The 17,939-nt window shown below is 41.8% G+C and carries 18 protein-coding genes; 15 read left to right on the top strand and 3 right to left on the bottom strand.

Features of this window, described 5'->3' with window-relative positions:
* The first annotated feature begins 451 nt into the window (after positions 1-451).
* From Q8W26_RS15800 to Q8W26_RS15785, 4 genes are all read left to right on the top strand, one after another.
* Complete coding sequence (locus Q8W26_RS15800; protein WP_101212240.1) at positions 452-1,192, top strand: carbon-nitrogen hydrolase family protein; 741 nt, start codon at positions 452-454, stop codon at positions 1,190-1,192.
* A gap of 90 nt (positions 1,193-1,282) precedes the next feature.
* Positions 1,283-1,789, top strand: coding sequence for a GNAT family N-acetyltransferase (locus Q8W26_RS15795; RefSeq protein WP_101212242.1), 507 nt, complete (start codon positions 1,283-1,285; stop codon positions 1,787-1,789).
* A 533-nt stretch (positions 1,790-2,322) separates the two neighbouring features.
* The gene (locus tag Q8W26_RS15790; protein WP_101212244.1) at positions 2,323-3,822 is read left to right on the top strand and encodes an OmpA family protein; all 1,500 of its coding nucleotides are present in this window, start codon (positions 2,323-2,325) and stop codon (positions 3,820-3,822) included.
* A 41-nt stretch (positions 3,823-3,863) separates the two neighbouring features.
* Complete coding sequence (locus Q8W26_RS15785) at positions 3,864-4,256, top strand: MAPEG family protein (RefSeq protein ID WP_101212246.1); 393 nt, start codon at positions 3,864-3,866, stop codon at positions 4,254-4,256.
* Positions 4,257-4,538: 282 nt separating this feature from the next.
* On the opposite strand, the gene Q8W26_RS15780 is transcribed toward Q8W26_RS15785, so the two are convergent.
* From Q8W26_RS15780 to Q8W26_RS15770, 3 genes are all read right to left on the bottom strand, one after another.
* Complete coding sequence (locus Q8W26_RS15780) at positions 4,539-5,042, bottom strand: GNAT family N-acetyltransferase (RefSeq protein WP_101212249.1); 504 nt, start codon at positions 5,040-5,042, stop codon at positions 4,539-4,541.
* A gap of 12 nt (positions 5,043-5,054) precedes the next feature.
* Positions 5,055-5,954, bottom strand: coding sequence for an NAD(P)-dependent oxidoreductase (locus Q8W26_RS15775; RefSeq protein WP_101212251.1), 900 nt, complete (start codon positions 5,952-5,954; stop codon positions 5,055-5,057).
* 61 nt (positions 5,955-6,015) lie between these two features.
* Entirely contained in the window at positions 6,016-6,420 is a 405-nt protein-coding gene (locus tag Q8W26_RS15770) for a GFA family protein (protein ID WP_101212253.1), read from the bottom strand.
* A gap of 325 nt (positions 6,421-6,745) precedes the next feature.
* Between Q8W26_RS15770 and Q8W26_RS15765 the strand changes: the two genes are divergently transcribed.
* The 11 genes from Q8W26_RS15765 to Q8W26_RS15715 all read left to right on the top strand — a co-directional run bounded on the left by Q8W26_RS15765 (position 6,746) and on the right by Q8W26_RS15715 (position 17,843).
* Positions 6,746-7,039, top strand: a complete 294-nt coding sequence (locus Q8W26_RS15765; protein ID WP_101212255.1) for a DUF1330 domain-containing protein — start codon at positions 6,746-6,748, stop codon at positions 7,037-7,039.
* A 67-nt stretch (positions 7,040-7,106) separates the two neighbouring features.
* Entirely contained in the window at positions 7,107-7,229 is a 123-nt protein-coding gene (locus tag Q8W26_RS15760; protein ID WP_305473755.1) for a hypothetical protein, read from the top strand.
* Between the two features lie 55 nt (positions 7,230-7,284).
* Positions 7,285-7,866, top strand: coding sequence for an NAD(P)H-dependent oxidoreductase (locus Q8W26_RS15755; RefSeq protein ID WP_101212257.1), 582 nt, complete (start codon positions 7,285-7,287; stop codon positions 7,864-7,866).
* Between the two features lie 145 nt (positions 7,867-8,011).
* Entirely contained in the window at positions 8,012-9,217 is a 1,206-nt protein-coding gene (gene chrA / locus Q8W26_RS15750) for a chromate efflux transporter (RefSeq protein ID WP_101212259.1), read from the top strand.
* A gap of 153 nt (positions 9,218-9,370) precedes the next feature.
* Positions 9,371-9,571 carry a hypothetical protein gene (locus Q8W26_RS15745; RefSeq protein WP_101212261.1) on the top strand — a complete coding sequence of 67 codons (201 nt, stop codon included), beginning with the start codon at positions 9,371-9,373 and terminating at the stop codon, positions 9,569-9,571.
* A gap of 46 nt (positions 9,572-9,617) precedes the next feature.
* Positions 9,618-10,232 carry a glutathione S-transferase N-terminal domain-containing protein gene (locus Q8W26_RS15740; RefSeq protein ID WP_101212263.1) on the top strand — a complete coding sequence of 205 codons (615 nt, stop codon included), beginning with the start codon at positions 9,618-9,620 and terminating at the stop codon, positions 10,230-10,232.
* A gap of 221 nt (positions 10,233-10,453) precedes the next feature.
* Positions 10,454-11,710: an efflux RND transporter periplasmic adaptor subunit gene (locus tag Q8W26_RS15735; protein WP_101212265.1), complete on the top strand. Its 1,257-nt coding sequence runs from the start codon at positions 10,454-10,456 to the stop codon at positions 11,708-11,710.
* Between the two features lie 90 nt (positions 11,711-11,800).
* Complete coding sequence (locus Q8W26_RS15730; RefSeq protein ID WP_101212267.1) at positions 11,801-12,532, top strand: ABC transporter ATP-binding protein; 732 nt, start codon at positions 11,801-11,803, stop codon at positions 12,530-12,532.
* A 15-nt stretch (positions 12,533-12,547) separates the two neighbouring features.
* The gene (locus tag Q8W26_RS15725) at positions 12,548-14,971 is read left to right on the top strand and encodes an FtsX-like permease family protein (protein WP_101212269.1); all 2,424 of its coding nucleotides are present in this window, start codon (positions 12,548-12,550) and stop codon (positions 14,969-14,971) included.
* 141 nt (positions 14,972-15,112) lie between these two features.
* A complete protein-coding gene (locus Q8W26_RS15720) occupies positions 15,113-16,492 on the top strand; it encodes a sigma-54 dependent transcriptional regulator (protein WP_101212542.1) in 1,380 nt (459 codons plus the stop codon).
* A gap of 4 nt (positions 16,493-16,496) precedes the next feature.
* Complete coding sequence (locus Q8W26_RS15715; RefSeq protein WP_305473749.1) at positions 16,497-17,843, top strand: PAS domain-containing sensor histidine kinase; 1,347 nt, start codon at positions 16,497-16,499, stop codon at positions 17,841-17,843.
* The last annotated feature ends 96 nt before the right edge of the window (positions 17,844-17,939 follow it).

Below are 17,939 nucleotides of genomic sequence, written 5' to 3'. Positions count from 1 at the left end.
CCAAAGAGCTGAGCAAGCTTATGTGTGCTCAGTGGGTTAATAGCTCAATTCAGGAGATTCAAATCCCTATCTCTCCGCCACTAATTTAGAAAAGCCCGTTAACATGAAAGTGTTGGCGGGCTTTTTGCTTTCTGGAATCGTGATTCTTGCAGTCTTTTAGCCAGACTCTTCTAAAGTGTTCTGCAATAACACCCCCCTGTCATCCCGCAAGTGTTTTATGCGGGATCTCATACCGCCTTTCTAAACCTCAAATGAACCAACCATCAAAGCCACAATGGCGTGATAACCGCTTATCACACAATAAAATAAAGGACATATATGGACGCTCCTGTTTTCTTAATAAAGAAAATGTCATGTTTGCTTAGGGTATTTAACCTAATAAAAACTATGCTATTGTTATGCATACTAGCTTCGTGGGGAGTCATTATGTCTATATTTCAAGGTAGGTTTTGTGTCAAATTTTAAGGTTGCAGTAGCTCAAGTTTCATCAATAAAAGGTGATATTGATGAAAACATCAAAACTCATTTAGTTGCTATAGAAAAAGCAAGTCAGCTTGGAGTTTCATATATTGTCTTTCCTGAATTATCTCTTACAGGTTATGAGCCAGAATTAGCCGTTAAGCTTGCTTTTTCGACTGATGATATTCGGTTAAAACCGTTAATTGACTCTGCAATTGAAAATAATATAAAAATCGGTGTTGGTGCCCCTTTGAAGTCAGATGGTTTGCCCAAGATTGGACTCATTATCATTTCTCAATTAGGTATCGTAGATGCTTATGAAAAAATGCACCTGCATTCTGGCGAAGAGGCATATTTTGAACATGGGACTAATTATAATTGCGTAACCATTGGGAGCTCAAAAATTGCTAATGCTATTTGTGCTGATACCAATAATACAAACCATGCTCGTGCTTGTTCTGAATTAGGAGCTTCTGTTTATATTGCTGGAGTATTAATTACAGAAGGTGGCTATGATTCAGATACAGCAGTAATGGCTGGCTATGCTAATAAATTCAATATGCTTGTAGCAATGGCTAACCATAGTCAACCAACAGGTAACTGGACACCTATTGGAAAAAGTGCAATTTGGTCAAATACAGGGTTATTAGCTTGTGCACCTGAGAATAAAAATGCTCTGGTTGTCGCTGAGAAAGACGATGATTATTGGTCTGGTCGGGTAATTGAAATATAACAGTCAAGAATAGAGGAATAGTAGGACTGGCTTAAATTTTTAGCGCCTATTTTTATTAATTTTTTACCATTTTTACAAGGAGATAGCCGATTGAGTATTATTATCCGAAAAGAGCAACCCAGTGATATTCAAAGTATTCATGACGTGACTGTTGCCGCGTTTCTTGAAGCGCCGCATACTGATCATACGGAGCAGTTTATTATTAACAAGCTTCGTGAATTAAGCGCATTATCGGTTTCACTTGTTGCCGTGGATGGTGGAAATGTTGTTGGGCATATCGCACTTTCTCCTGTTAGTATTTCTGATGGCACGGATAGTTGGTATGGCTTGGGTCCAATTTCAGTACTTCCCAACAATCAGGGTCAAGGTATTGGTTCAAAACTTATGAATGCTGCCATTCAAGAGTTAAAGAATATCAAAGCGAAAGGTTGTGTATTGCTCGGAGACCCTAACTATTATAATCGTTTTGGCTTCAAACCAAGAGAAGGGTTGGTACTGCCTGATGTGCCACAAGAGTATTTTCAAGCTTTAGTCCTTCGAGAAGGTTTGCCTCAAGGTATTGTTGCTTATCATGAATCCTTTTATGCAAAGGGTTAACCAGTCAAATCGTAACTGGTGATAAGCAAGTCACAAATATAGTCGAACATTGCTACTTTGGACTTAGCTGAGGATATCTTTACTATTCTTGTTCATAAAGGCATTCACATACAGGTCGGTCTTTCACACGGCTTAAGTAATCAGTGTCAAACTGATTTAATTTTTACCGTTACATCAATCCCACCAAGTCATGGTGAACGAGTCGTCGTATCCCCTTAAATTAATGCCTGATGAGATGGCCGCTCCCACAAAACGGCGTCAATGCGCCAAACTAGAATTATGAACAACTAGTGAAATGAACGGAGCGTCCATATATGTCCCATTCTTCGTGTGCTGAGAATTGTAGATTGAGGATACTAAGTAGTCCGGGGGCGAGGTCAAACAGACCTAAGTTCGACGTAAGGTAAGAATGGAACTTTCGATGGTTGATTGACGTTTACCTTGCCAATAAAGGTTGGTAAGATATTGTTGATAAAGGAAATTAAATCGTTATTGTTCGACTGTGTTTAGTCGAAATCCGTTAAGGAAAGTAAATGATAAAAAGACTAATTACGTGTGTATTCGCGTTGATGCCGTATGCGGTATTGGCTGATTCTGACAACCTAATTGTAGCTAAGCACCCAACAGCAAAAACGGTTGCTAGTACGCAATACGCTTATGTGCCCATGGAAGTGTTAATGGATAGTAAAGGGTCGCAATTTAAAACCCTGGCTGGGCAATACAAATCTTATGTGCAGGAGTTAAGTAATCAATCGGCACTAAGCTACTCACACTATATTGAAGATCTGGCCACTCAGTTAAAAACACAGGGTTTTACGATTGCTGCTCAGTGTATTACTAACTGTAGCACTAAACCGTATAGTAAAAAAATCGCTAACAGCTTTCGTTATAACAACATTTATCAAGTGAACTATACTAATGCGAGAAAAAATAGTTTTGGCTATCTGGCGGCGACTAAAGGGGTTGATGGTCAGCAACAAGCAATTCAGGTCTTTGCTCAAAATGGTCATCGTAATACACTAAAATTTGCGTATGAGCAGATTGTTGAAACGCCCATGCCTGATAGTGGTGTGGTGGTGAAAAATGATTTTGCCGTGAAGCCGCTTGATTTCTCTAGTCTTAAGGCACCAAAACGTGATGTTAAAGGCGCTTCTGATCATCCAATGATTGAACGCTTCCCGGGCAGTTATATTGCTGCAACAGCGGTTAATGATTTTGAGTCCTATCCGTTAATTATCGGCCAATATAAAAAGTCGATTCCGACTAAACAAGTCAGCGGTAAGATCACCACGGTGAATTATCGTATTGACGCAAAGGTTGGTCCATATGCGGTTCACAAAAATTATATTAACGCCTTACAACAAGCCGGGTTTACTATTATTTTTGAGTGTAGTGCGCCAACCTGTGGTAACTATATTTTGCGTGATAACTTAAAAAATACGATTCATGCTAAAAACCATAAATCCGATATCTACAATATGAATCGCAAACGTCATTATTATCTGTTCAGTGCTGAAAAAGTGACTCCTGCTGGTAAGGTTTATGCGACCATGTATAGCTATCAAAACAGTGGTAAATACGCTGTAGAAATGGTTGTCGATGTCATTGAAGAACGGGCGGTGAGCAAGGTCGCGCTGAATATTGATAGCGATACGCTTGGCAAGCAAATTCAAGCCACAGGGAGTGTTTCATTATATGGTATTGAGTTTGATTTTGATAAACACACTTTGAAGGCAAGCTCGAATAAACAGCTCGCTGAAATTGCAGATTTTTTGAAAAAATCGAATAAAGTATCACTCTATGTCGTTGGGCACACAGATAATAAAGGCCAGTTTGAATATAATCAGAATTTATCAAAACGCCGTGCCGCCGAGGTAGTGAACACCTTAGTGTCACAATATCAGATTGATAGTAAGCGTTTAGCTGCTGTAGGGGTTGGTCCTGTCGCACCGAAAGCGGCGAACGATACTGAATCAAATAGACAGCAGAATCGGCGTGTGGAGTTGGTGTTAAAGTCACCATTATCACTATAGTGTCTGGTGCTGTTGTTACAAACTAAACGAGAGGAAAGACAATGATCACTTTAATTTGGTGCTTGGTTATTGCTGCGTTATTACCGTTTATTGCTAAGGTCCCACTGGCTATAGCGATGAACAAAGCGGGTGGTTATGATAATAATCACCCTCGAGAACAACAGGCCAATTTACAGGGCTTTGGTGCGCGTGCTTTGGCTGCTCATCAAAATGCATTTGAGTCGCTCATTATTTTTTCAATAGCGATATTGTTGGCGTTGGCGACCAATACTATTACTGATACAGTGCAATTGCTGGCGATGATTCATATTGGTTTTAGGGTGGCATACAATGCACTTTATTTATTAAATATAGGTGTGTTGCGTTCAATTTCATGGACTGTGGCCATTGGTTGTTCATTTGCCATTATGTGGCAATGTATTGCGAATGTATGATGGTGGCTGATGTCGTCAGCTCGAAAAGATAAGCAATAAAAAACAGGTTAGGCATGCCATCTATTTACTTAGCCTGTCCTCTATTTCTGACTTGGCAAGGTCGTTTTATCGGAGTGTCGCTTAGGGGGTAAATTGGATCAAGAAAAGTTTAGGTGCTTGGTAAAAGAGTTATACAAGACGGTCTCGGAATCAAATAACACTATCAACATTGGCTAAATTAAATGAGCAAGTACCAAAGTCCGAGAAACTTGAGAGAGTAACGTAAAAACTAACTCGTTATATTCACTTAGTAAACTCTAACTTAAAGTGTGAACAGCCAAACTCTTGCTTATTAAGTGTCATAAAATTCTCGCTATAACCTCTTTTTGTAAAACCTTGTTTTAATAATACATGCGCGGAAACGGCATTATTATCTAATACTTTCGCTTCGAGGCTATTGAGTGCTAACTTTGTTTTGGCTACCGAAATTAGTTGTGATAAGCAAAAGCTGGCTATACCTTGTCCGGTGTGGTTTTGTGCAACTCGGTAACCGACCGACGCTGTTTGATGTGAGATATCGGTTAAGTTGCCTCGGGCGACGATGGTATCGTCTTTTAAAATAACGCCGCTAAAACCCTGCCCATATGCCATGGCCTGAGTTAATGAATGAATATGCTCACTTACCCCTGCCACTGAATAAAACGTATCTGCTCTTGGACTAATTAATGACTCGAACCACTGCCTGTTGTGTTGTTCAAATGCTAATAACTGTTCGGTATGTTTTTTCGATAAAACTTCAAATCGCATGATGTGTGATACCTAACGTTTATTGGCAAGCGGCGGTTGTGGTTTAACGGGTAAAACTTCGGCGAGCTCGCTATCAAGCAAGGTCAATACACTGTCAACACCGTGGTTAGGTTGCCAGTCTAAGGTTGATTGAGCCAGTGAAGAGTCATAGACTCGGTCTAAACAATGAGGTAGTGGCCAACCCCGCTCTTCAAAACGATTGGCGAGAAGCGGTGCATGTGTTCGAAGAACGTGATCTGCTGCTTGGTATAACTGCTGACAGTGAGCTGAGTTAAACGGAGTGCGGCCTGAAATGATAAAGCGGTTAAATCCCCTTAAACGTTTTTGAACTGCGCATAAGTGAGCGCTGGCGACGTCACGAGAGTCAATGCCTCGTGTCAAACGATATACCGCCATTAAATCTGCTGGCTCTGGAAAACACCGTGAGATTTGTAACACGGTGACAGGGAGGTTAAAAAGGTTGGATAGTTGTTCGAGTTTGCCTTCCGCTTCAATTTTAGTGTGATGATAAATTGACTTTGGTTGTGGTTTAGTCGTTTCATCTATCCAGCCAGCAGTGCCGTGAGGTGTTGATGCATAGCCATATAATGCGGTGGTGCTGGTAAAAATAAACTGTTTGATGCCGCTTTTGATTGCTTCAAGGGCCAACTGCTCTGTTGCATCAACATTGATGCTTTGAAAATCGCTATCGCTGAACAGTCCGACATGAGGGGCGTGTAAAGCAGCCGCATGAATAACCACATCTACACCGTTGAGAGCCTCTCGAATCAACTCTTTATCACGAAGGTCGCCCACAAAATCAGCGGTTGAGCAGGGGACTTTATCTAAGCCAACAACATCAAAAGAGCGCATTAGCTTAATGTAAATGGCACGACCAATGCGGCCTGCTGAACCAGTGATTAATATTTTCATTTTGCTCTCATTTTAATTAACTTGCTGAATTACTGGGGATAACTACACATAAATATGACGTTCAACGACTTGGTTCGAATGCGTCATAACGTGGTAGTTGTGCGTCTAAATTTTCCCAATTGGCTTTTGATGACACAAAGTTATGGGAGATTGGTCGTTCATCAATGTCAGAGTCTAGAATACCCAATCTGATTCTATATCTTGCTGGGTCTTGAGCATTCGAGCTATAAACGGGTGAGCCACAATGACGACAAAAATGCCGTTCACGACCCGGTTTAAATGAAAATGTACTTAACTGTTCTTTACCTGAAGTAATCTCAAATTCGTTTGCGTTAATAAAGCCATTAGTGGCAAACGCAGTTCCGCTATTTTTTCGACACAATGAGCAATGACAATGGATAATATCGGTTATTTCGCCACTGATTTTAATTGTTACATCGCCACATAAGCACTGTCCAGAGTACATTTTTATACTTTCCTTTTATTTCTACGTCAGATAGTTAGACACATTATTAACGGGTAAGAATAATCGAGAGTGATAAAAAAAGAAAACGTTATGTGTAAGTGTTTAATTCTTATTAGGGATAGGTGGTGAGAGAGTCTTTAGTAAAAGCATTTATGAAAGACGAATTATATCGCTTCGACAACCTGCTTTGAAATGAAAGGAGAAGCGCTAATCGTGAGTAAACAATAATTGTTACATTTTTGCTCGACTAATTGTTAACTAACGCAATGAAAAATAATATGTTATTGATATGATAATATTGATTAGCTTTTAAAAGGGAGTAACAATGAAAGCCGCTTATGTCGTTGGTAATATTACGGTCATTGATGAGGAGAAATGGTCAGAATATCGCAATAAGGTACCGTCAACACTGGTTCCATGGGGCGGGGAGTTGGTTTTTCGTGGTAATACCTTGGATGTGTTAAGCGGGGATCATCAGCATACGGATAATGTCATTATTCGCTTCCCTAATAGCGAGTCATTGAGCAATTGGTTTAACTCAGCGGATTATCAAGCGTTAATTCCTATTCGCAAGCAAGCCGCAATTATGAATCTGGTCAGCTATCAAGCTGATAATTAATCCCTTTTCATTGGTTGATCAATTAGGGTAAAGTGTCATTGTTTAAATAAGTTTAATGGAGTTGTTTATGGAGTTTGCTATCCCGCTGATTATTATGATCGCAAGTGGTGTTTGGATTTATAAAAAATCAAGCTTTGAGAAAAAAGATAAAAACAACCAATCACAAGAAACAAAACAAAATAAAGAATAGAGTGGTTAAATATGGAAGTCTTTAGAGCGCTTAGCTTGTTTATATTGGGAAAAACATGAATTGTCTAGTTATTGTCGCTCACCCATTAGCTAATAGCCTGTGTAAGCATTTAGCTGAAAACACGATAAAGCATCTTAAATGTAAAGGCTATCAAGTGACGGTGAAAGACTTGTATGCTGAAGGCTTTAATCCGGTGTTGAGCAATGATGAAAGACAAAGTTATTACCAAAGTGACTTTGATCAACAACAGGTTAAAGATGACATTGCGCAATTAAAGCAAGCGGAATTTTTGGTGCTTATCTTTCCAACGTGGTGGTTTAGCTTTCCGGCTATTTTAAAGGGGTGGTTTGATCGGGTGTGGGCACCGGGTCATGCTTATGATCATGCCTCTGATTTTGGCCCGATTAAACAGCGTTTATCCAACTTAAAAGAAATGCAGGTTATCACGACTTTAGGCTCACCTTGGTGGGTCGATACCTTCATTTTACGTAAACCAGTAAAGAAGGTGCTAAAACTTGCCTTACTCGGTGCATGTGCCAAGAACTGCCGATTTAAGATGCTGTCGCTGTATAACAGTGAGAAGTTGACCCAACGCAAAATTGATAGGTTTATCGCTAAGATAAAGTCTGCGTTATAAGTTTAACCAGCTTTTCTTAGGTACTAACATCGGCCTAGCTATTTACTCGTGTAAACAGGGTGGTGATTGTCGTATTTCTGTCATATTTTTGAAATATAATCGGAGGTTATATTTGATACTCTTGCGTTTCATGGGAAATTGACGAATGTCTAAACATCACAATAAACCTCAACATTCAGGCTCTGTCCTTGATGTGTTAATCACATTTCTTAAGCTTGGTTTTACTTCATTTGGTGGCCCTGCTGCTCATATCGGTTATTTCAGAAAAGAGCTCGTAGAACGCCAAGGCTGGGTCAGCGAAGGTCAGTTCGCTCAATTGCTCGCAATTTGTCAATTCTTACCTGGGCCTGCAAGTAGTCAGTTAGGCTTTGCACTTGGCTTATTTCGGGCTGGCTGGCTCGGGGCATTAACCGCGTTTTTAGCGTTTACTTTACCTTCGGCATTCTTACTCGTCGCGTTTGCTGCATTATTGCCTTATCTATCAGGAGACGTAGGAGCTGCGTTTATTCATGGCTTAAAATTAGTCGCGTGCGTCGTGGTCGCTGATGCGGTTTGGGGTATGTCTAAAAATCTGTGCTCAGATGCCATTAGGCGATGTATTGCGGTGGCCGCAGCAGTAACCATTTTGACTCTAGGCACTACTTGGTCGCAATTGCTAGTCGTCTTTGCTGGTGCAGTCGCTGGCGTACTGCTATGCCGTACGGCTATCAGTGATAAGCAGCCTCAACTGCAAGTGGCTTATAGTCGTCGCGTTGGCTTAATTTTATTAGCAAGCTTCTTCGCATTATTACTCTTCTTCGGTATGTCGCAAAGTGAGGCAGGACTATACGGTATCGCACAAGCGTTTTATAGTGCGGGCGCATTGGTTTTTGGTGGCGGTCATGTTGTGTTACCACTACTGGAAGAATCTGTAGTGAGTTCTGGCTGGGTATCGCAACCAGAGTTCTTAGCGGGTTATGGCGCGTCGCAAGCGATTCCAGGGCCAATGTTTGCGTTTGCAGCTTACCTTGGAGCGATTATCCCGGGCACTGACAGTGCTTTGCTTGGGGCCATCGTCGCACTACTTTTTATGTTTTTACCCGGTTTTTTATTGATCAGTGCTGTGCTGCCGTTATGGCAAGCAATCAGTCAAAATACAACGGCTCTTCGAGCCATTGCGGGCGTTAATGCCGCAGTGGTAGGCTTGTTAGCCGCGGCTTTATACGATCCTATCATTACATCGGCGATTAACTCTTGGGTAGACGTAGTGACGGCAGTGAGTGGTTTTGTCCTGTTAACCACTGGGCGTCTTTCTGCTCTTGGCGTGGTTTTATGGTGTGTGATGGCTAGTTTGGCAATCACATTACTCTAATGAAATGGTCGGCCGTTTAATTTTGTAACACTTCTCAAGTGATTTTAACGGGTGTTCGCTTGGGTGTTGTGATACTAATACTTTCAAACGCGTTTGTTTCAGTTTGATAATTGTTAAGCTAGAACGGATGATTGATTCAGCATTGGAGGGGACATGGATAACGAGCAAGCAACGAATAAAAAGCAGCAATGTGCTAGTAAGCCTAAAAGTAATTCGATGGGCTTGGCTATCGCTATGGGAGCGGGTATAGGTCTTGTCTTTGGTGAGGCATTGTTCGGTAGCGTGTCTCTGGGGTTAGTTATTGGAGCTGGGACAGGTGTTGTTTACGGTTCTATGTCTAGGCCGAAAGGGTAACGAATACGTATTATTGGGCAGAAACGGGCCCTATAAGGGAGTCATGATGGAAATTATTGTTGGGACAGATTCAACATGGTCACTTCGTGTGTGGATGTGTCTTGAGTTAGCTAAGCTTGAGGTCTCAGAGACGGTTGTTGATTTAGGCGCTGCCGATTATAAAGTTAAGCTATTAGCGTTATCGCCAACGGGATTAGTACCTGCGCTAGTGGATGGTGCACTCACAGTGCATGATTCATTAGCCATAACCGAATATATTAATGAGCGCGCTGATGGTGTGTTGTACCCAGAACAAAGTACAGAACGCGCCATTGCTCGTAGTCTTTGCGCAGAGATGCATGCTGGTTTTATAGCGGTGCGTGGGCGTTGTCCTTTTACCTTATCAACGGTGGCGACCATTGATGTTACTGAGCTCACTGCCGCACCTCTTAGCAACGAATTAGTCCGTATTGAAGCGATCTTTGCTAATGCTAAACTACCTTTTATGTTTGAGTCTGCTAGTGCTGTTGATGCGTTTTATGCCATTTTGGCGTTTCGTCTTAATCATTACGGCATTCAATTTGATGGCAAAGCCGGTGCCTATCAATCCAGCTTGCTTGAGTGGGATTTATTACAACGGGCGATAGCTCAGGCGAAACAATGGCAGGAAGCAGACGCATAGCCCCGCTCCTCCTACACTGATTCCAAAATCCCTTCTCATTTAAACTGTCTCACTATTGCAACAGCTGAATAAATTAACTGTGTCGATAATGAGACAGTTGCAATCGCTTTTATCAGCTTGTTAACTTTAAACTCTTTAAAATCAACGGTATAATGTGTTTCTTGTATTGGCACAGTCCTTGTATTTATTGGTTTATCAATAATTGTAAGTGATAGCGCATAATGGACATACAACGTAAGGTAACGCCGAAAAAACCGTGGCAGAAATATTGGTATATTTTGCCGCTTTCTTTGTTAATCGCCGCGGGCTGGTTTTTTAAATCGATGGTTGGTGATGCTTCGTATCTTGCCGATAAACATAAACTGGTGACTGCTACTGTTGAGCGAGGTAGTTTTAAGGTCAATGTGCGTGGGACCGGCGTATTAAAGCCATTACATATTCGGTGGGAAGCGGCACAAGTGTCTGGTCGCGTTGAGCAGGTATTGATTAAACCAGGCAGTGTGGTTAAGGAGGGTGATGTATTAGTAACGCTTTCAAATCCACAGCTCCACCGTGAGTTAACCACCGCAAAATGGGAGCTTGCAGCGAATAAAGCGGAAAGCCACGCCGCTTATGTGTTATTAGAGTCACAGCTCGTTGATTTAGACAATTTAGTGCTTGGGGCTAAATTTAGCTATGACTCGGCCAAATTAAAATTAGACGCAGAAACCCGCTTGATGAAACAAGGTAATGCCACAGTGTCTGCCTTGGACTATCAAAAAAGCCAATTAGCGGTAAAACAACAACAACAGTTTTGGCAGGCCCAACAACAAAAAGCGCAAAAAATGCGTGAAAATTTGGTCGCAACAAAAGCGGCGCAGCAGGCACGAACGGGGCTTGTCGACAATAACTATCAGCGAATGAAAGACCAAGTTGCCGCTTTACAAGTACGTGCGTTGACCGCCGGAGTGGTGCAACAAGTGTCAGTAACATCAGGAGAGCAAGCTCAGATTGGCCAGAGTGTAGCGCTAATTGCGAATCAGCAGCAACTGTTTGCTGAATTGCAAGTGCAGGCTGTACGTGCCCGCGATATTCAAATTGGTCAGCATGTAGCAATTGATACGCGCAATAGCGTAATGAGTGGTCGAGTGAGCCGTATTGACCCGGCGGTTAATGCTGACATGGTGATGGTTGATGTTGAACTAACCAGTGAGCTCGCGAATGAAGCTAGGCCTGAATTGACTGTCGATGGCTTGATCACCATTAATCATATTGAAGATACGCTATATGTTAAACGTCCGGTTTTTGCACCGAAAAACAGTCAAGTATCGCTATACAAGTTGAGCAAAGACCGAGGATTTGCAGATAAGTCCGCGGTGACCTTAGGCATTAGTTCTGTTAATAAAATTCAAGTCGTGTCCGGTTTGTTTGTCGGTGATGAAATTATCATTTCTGACACCAGCGATTGGCAGCAACATCAGCAAATTATGATCAATTAATCTAATCAATGTAATGACCTCGCCGTCTAATGCCTCTGTGTGTGATGATGCCACTTGAGCGTGTTCGGCGACAATAAAAATGGAAGAACAATGAGCGCATTAATCAATTTAACCAATATTAGTAAAGCTTTTCTAACCGAAGAAATTGAAACCAGAGCCTTAAACGGCATTAATTTAACCATCGAGCAAGGTGAATATGTCTCTCTAAGTGGGCAGTCTGGTTGTGGTAAATCAACCTTGTTATCACTATTAGGCTTATTAGATGCTCCCACTCAAGGGCAATATATGCTGGCAGGAAGTGATGTATCGCAGCTGAGTCGTGATCAACGAGCGACTATTCGTAGTGAGAAGATTGGTTTTGTATTTCAGTCGTTTAATTTAATTTCTGACTTATCGGTTTTTGAAAACGTGATGCTACCATTAACGTATCAATCAGGCTTAAACAAAGCCGAGATTACTAAGCGGGTTGACGTGGTATTAGAAAAAGTCGAGATGAGCCACCGTAAAAACCACTTCCCGTCACAGCTGTCAGGCGGACAGCAACAGCGTGTTGCTGTGGCTCGTGCATTGGTTAATGACCCAGCGATTATTCTTGCCGATGAACCTACGGGTAATTTGGACTCAAAAAATGCTCAAGCGGTGTTAGCCCTATTTGATAAATTGCATCAAGAAGGCGCAACTATTTGTATGGTGACCCATGATCCTGCCTCAGCAAAACGAGCGAGTCGCTGCCTGGAAATGTTTGATGGCTGTTTAATTAAAGATCAACGAAACGTCAATAATACTGCTCCTAGCCATAAAGCAGAGTTAGCCGCTAGTTAATACAAGGGAACACCGATGTCGATTTTGATAGATATACAGTACGCGCTACGTTTATTGTTTAAAGCGCCTAAATTTACCCTGCTGACTTTAGGGGTGCTCGTGGGCGGACTGTCGATCAGTTTGTTTACTTTTTCGTTTTTATATTCATCCATTTATAAAGACTTGCCACTCCCTGAGGGGGAAAGTGTGTTAGCGGTGACCGTATTTAACAATGGTGATCAGCGGCCACTAATGTCTAATGAGTATTTAGCGATACAGTCAGAGTTGTCCGATTTTTCAGAGTTTGGTGTTTATGATGACACTGACTTTCGCTATTCCATAGAACAATCGGGTAAGAATATTGAAGGGAGTTATGTACGCGCGGGATTTTTTGAATTTAGTCGTACCCAGCCCATTATGGGACGCGTGGTACAAGCTTCAGATACCGAAACCGGGGCAAGTGCTGTTGCAGTTATTAGCTATCAGATGTGGCAAAATGAATTGGCGGCAGATCCTGAGGTTGTTGGTCGTCAAATTATTATTAATAATCAGGCAACCACTGTGATTGGTGTGATGCCTGAGGCTTATTACTTTCCGAACTTCTCTAAAATTTGGTTACCGTTACTAGATGACAAACTCATTGATAACGTTAAGTTTGCCATGAGTTTAAAAGCGTATGCGCGCTTGAAGGAAGGAGTGAGCATTGAACAAGCACAAGCGGCATTGGGTAATCGACTTAACCAGATTTACCAGCACACTATTAAAGCGAGCTCTCGTGATGATGTGACCGTGACATCTAAGCTCTTAACCTTCCAAATGGCGCAAACCGGCGGGGAAGGAACCATGGCTTTTATATTCCTCAATACGGTTGTCTGGCTCATTTTATTGCTGGCATGTATTAACGTTGGTAATTTATTACTGGCCCGTGCCATCGAGCGTCAGAAAGAGACCGCGATTCGCGCAGCGTTAGGTGCAAAGACGTCGCGATTAGTTAGCCAATTAATGTGGGAAGGGGTAATCATTTCAACACTGGGTGGCCTGTTATCAGTATTATTGGTTGGCGCTGCACTTGATTACACCGAATTAGTTTTACAGGGCTGGATCCCAAGCGGAGGTTCATTTTGGTGGCACTATGGCATGGACACTGAGACCTTATTGATGGCGGTTGTTTTCACTGTAATGACTATTTTCTTGTCATCATTCTTGCCTGCATGGCGAAGTGCAAAGCAAGATATCAATATGACTTTACGTGACGGTACGCGCGGCGCTCAAAGTAAACAGGCGGGGAAACTATCTCGTATCTTAGTAACGACTCAGGTCTTCTTAGTCGCATTATTAATGCTGATAGGCTCAATTTCAGGCTTTATTGCTCATAAGTTCATTAATATCGATATGGGTGATGACTTTACCGATGTCATGGTCGCCCGTTGGCAGATCCCTGAACATAAGTATGAGCAATCGCAACAACAAGTTGCGCTAATGCAATCGTTGAGCGATCGGATTAGTCAACACTCGCAGGTGGCTGATGTGATGAGCAATAACTGGCTGAGCACCGAAAAGGTGGCCATTGAGGGGGTTGAGTATGAAACTGGGACAGATTTACCAAGTGTTGATGTCCTCAGTTTGGTCGGTAACCCTGAAACAATCGGCGTAAAGTTGGTAGCGGGGCGTGTATTTTCTAATGTAGATAGCGAAGGTAACCAGCATACAGCTATTATTAGTCAGTCAATGGCCAAGCGGTTTTGGCCTGCCCAGTCACCGCTAGATAAGTTTATTAAGCTGACCGTCAATGAGCAAGAACAACGACTGCGTATTGTCGGGGTTGTTAGCAACAGAATGAACCCAAGTACATTGTTTGGCCGTTTAGATAGTGGCGATGAAGTGTATGTTTCAGGCTATCAATTTCCTACTATTTATCAAACGTTACATTATCGTTTAGCATCGAATACCGCCCATGGTGAAGAAATTTTTTATCAGGCGATGTTTAAAACTGATCAGAATATTAAACTCACCTATTCTGTAGCACCTGCGAAGTACAACCGCAACAAAATGCGGGAATCAATGCAACTGATGTCAAATATTACTTTTGGCACCGGATTCTTTGCATTAATGTTAGCGCTTGTCGGGATCTATGGTTTAACGGCCAATACGGTGGCGCAGCGCACACACGAAGTGGGCATTAGGCGAGCTGTGGGAGCAACCGATCGACAAATTATCGAGATGTTTTTACGCCAAGGGGCCAAACAACTTATCATCGGTATTGGCTCGGCATTAGCGGTGTTTGTTATGTTAGCTTACGGTTTTCATAGCCTGACTGAAGGGTTGTTCCCAATGACATTTTACTTTGTATTAGCGGGTGGCGTAACTTTGGGTCTAGCGTTTGTAGTGATGATTGCCATTTTAATTCCAACCAAACGTGCTGTGATTATGGAACCGAGCATTGCACTCCGTTATGAATAATAAGGTGTGATTGTAATTAGTTTAAACAAAGTAACAAAATAGCGCATAAAATGAATCGCTTATGCGCTATTATTGTTTTCTAATTGAAGGTGTTTAGTGTTTATTAGGTATAGTGAAAGATCACAGAGGGAGTAAGTGTTTTTGCAGCAGAAAAAAATTTTAGTCGCGGATGATGATATTAATATCCTTGCAAGCTTACAGTATGTATTAAGCGAAGAAGGTTTTGATATTACGGCTGTTACCACACCTGAAGCCGCTATTGATAATGTGAAGCAACAAAACTTTGACTTAGTATTACTTGATATGAATTTCGTCCAAGACACAACGTCTGGGCGGGAAGGGTTAGCACTCGTTAAAGATATCACGGCACTGGAGTTGTCTTTGCCTATCATCGTCATGACCGGCTGGGCAACCGTCGATATTGCCGTTGAAGCAATGCAAGCTGGGGCAAGAGATTTTATCCAAAAGCCTTGGCATAACGAACGTTTGATTAGTGCTATTGCTTTACAAATCGATTTAGCGACGTCAGCGAAGAAAAACCAGCGTTTAGTACAGCAAAATAAATTATTAACATCACAAGTGTTACCGTCAAAGCGGGATGGAGTTATTGCCAACTCCCCCGTCATGCAACAACTGTTAGCCTCCCTTGATGAGTTAGCGCAAAGTGATATGAGCATTTTACTCACCGGTGATAATGGCACAGGAAAGAGCATGCTCGCTGCTTATGTTCATAGTGTCTCAAAGCGAGCCGATAATGCGTTTGTAGCGGTGAATATGGGAGCTATACCTGAGTCTTTATTTGAAAGTGAAATGTTTGGTCATCGCAAAGGGGCGTTTACTGACGCTAAAGAAAATCGCATTGGCCGATTTGAAATGGCAGAACAAGGGACTCTGTTTTTAGATGAACTAGCCAATATTCCACTAGCTCAGCAGGCGAAGTTACTTAGAGTGCTGGAAGAGAAACAATTTGAAGTGGTGGGGGCTAGTAAGTCTATTGATGCTGACGTTCGGGTTATTTCTGCTACAAATTGTGACTTATTGACGGCGATAGCGGACAAAGAGTTTAGACAAGACCTATATTATCGCTTAAATACGATTGAGTTAAGAGTACCTTCACTCAATGAGCGTAAGGAGGACATCGTGCCATTAGCACAATATTTCTTACAGAGCTTTAGTAATAAATATCACCGTACCTGTCCCGCACTGTCACGTTCAGCTGCTCAGAGTTTGGAGCAACACTCATGGCCGGGTAATATTCGTGAACTCAGCCATTTAATGGAGCGCGTGCTTTTTACCTGTAAAAGCGGTGTTATTGAATCATCTGATTTGATGTTGGCCCCCGTCGTTGAGCTTCATAGAGATTCGTTAGACTCTCCAGAGTTGACACTGGATGAAATTGAAAAGCAGGCTTTAATTAATCGCCTTAAACAATGCCAAGGTAATGCGACAGAAACCGCTAAATCTCTGGGGCTTAGCCGTAGTGGTTATTATCGCCGATTAAGTAAATATGGTTTGGATTAAAGTCGTGTTTGGACTTTTAAACGCTATCACTCACAAAGTAAACGAAATAGATATCCAACTAAAACTGATTTTGTTGGTATGTGTTCCTTGTTTTACGTTGACCGCTTTTTCGTTGTTTTTTTCTGGCGTTTCAGGTTATTTGATTGCATTTATACTGATTTTACTCACTTTACTGTGTAGTTATGTTGCTATTACCAGTAAATACCATGCTGAACATCAAATACGAACCTTTTCTAATTTAATCGAGTCGATGATTGATGGTGATTATTCATTGCGTGGGCATGCACAAAATAATCAGGCATTACAAGAGCTACTGACTTTGATTAATGAGCTTGCCGATCATTTAGCTGCGCATAAGGTTGAAGCAAAAGAGTCACGTTTGCTGCTTGAACGGATCATGCAGCAAATGGATGCAATGGTGTTAGCGACTGATGAGCAGGGCGTTGTTGTAATGACGAACACCTCGGCACATACGATTCTTTTTCCTCAGTTAGACAGTCTGGACGGGGTTAAGCTAGATGACACGTCATTGGGGCTGGAAATTGTGTCAGCACCTGCGGGAGTCATTTCATTTAACCAACCCGAGTTATCTGGTGAGTATTTTTTATTTAAAGATGATTTCCTAAGTTCAGGTAACAAACACCACCTATACATGCTAACAAATGCTGAGCGCTTATTGATGGAAAAAGAGCGTCAAGCATGGCAAAGCTTGTTGCGGGTTTTAAGTCATGAAATGAACAATTCATTAGCGCCAATCATTGCCATTAGCCAATCAATGAAAAAGAAGCTTGATCAAGTGGATACCGAGCTTAAAGCTGAGTCTTTACTTACTGGGGTTGGGATCATTAATGAACGCGCCGCATCATTGTCTGGTTTTATCGGCAGTTATAGTCAGCTATCTCATTTGCCCGAACCTAATTTCTCGAGCTTTGGCTTAGCCAATGTTATTGAGCGATTAGCTCTGTTGTTTCCTGAGGCTGAATTAAAACATAACATTGACGTTGAATTAATCATTGAAGCGGATAAAGGCCAATTTGAGCAAGTGATTATTAACTTATTTAAAAATGCAGCGGAGGCGATGCATGGACAAGCGCAGCCATTAATTATTGTCGATACCGAGTCTAGAGCCAATTGGCTACATATCAATATTAAAGATACGGGAGTTGGCTTGGCTAATTTAGATAATATTTTTGTACCGTTTTTCACTACGAAGGCTCAAGGGAGTGGTATTGGGTTAGCGTTGTGCCGACAAATTATGTTTAATCATAATGGCATGATTAAACTTAGTAACAGAGCGGGGAAGGGGGTAGTGGCTACTTTATCACTGCCTATAGCTGCATCAACATCATAATTGAGAAATTGTTTACGACTAATTTGTTAATTTGTGGAATAAAGCCAAGACTATTGCCAAGAAAAAGCAGATAATTAGCCACAATTAGTTAAATAC

Source organism: Psychrobium sp. 1_MG-2023, from assembly GCF_030689115.1.
GTDB lineage: Bacteria > Pseudomonadota > Gammaproteobacteria > Enterobacterales > Psychrobiaceae > Psychrobium.
Note: the sequence above shows the minus strand (reverse complement) of the source record. Positions and strands in the feature narration are given on the sequence as shown.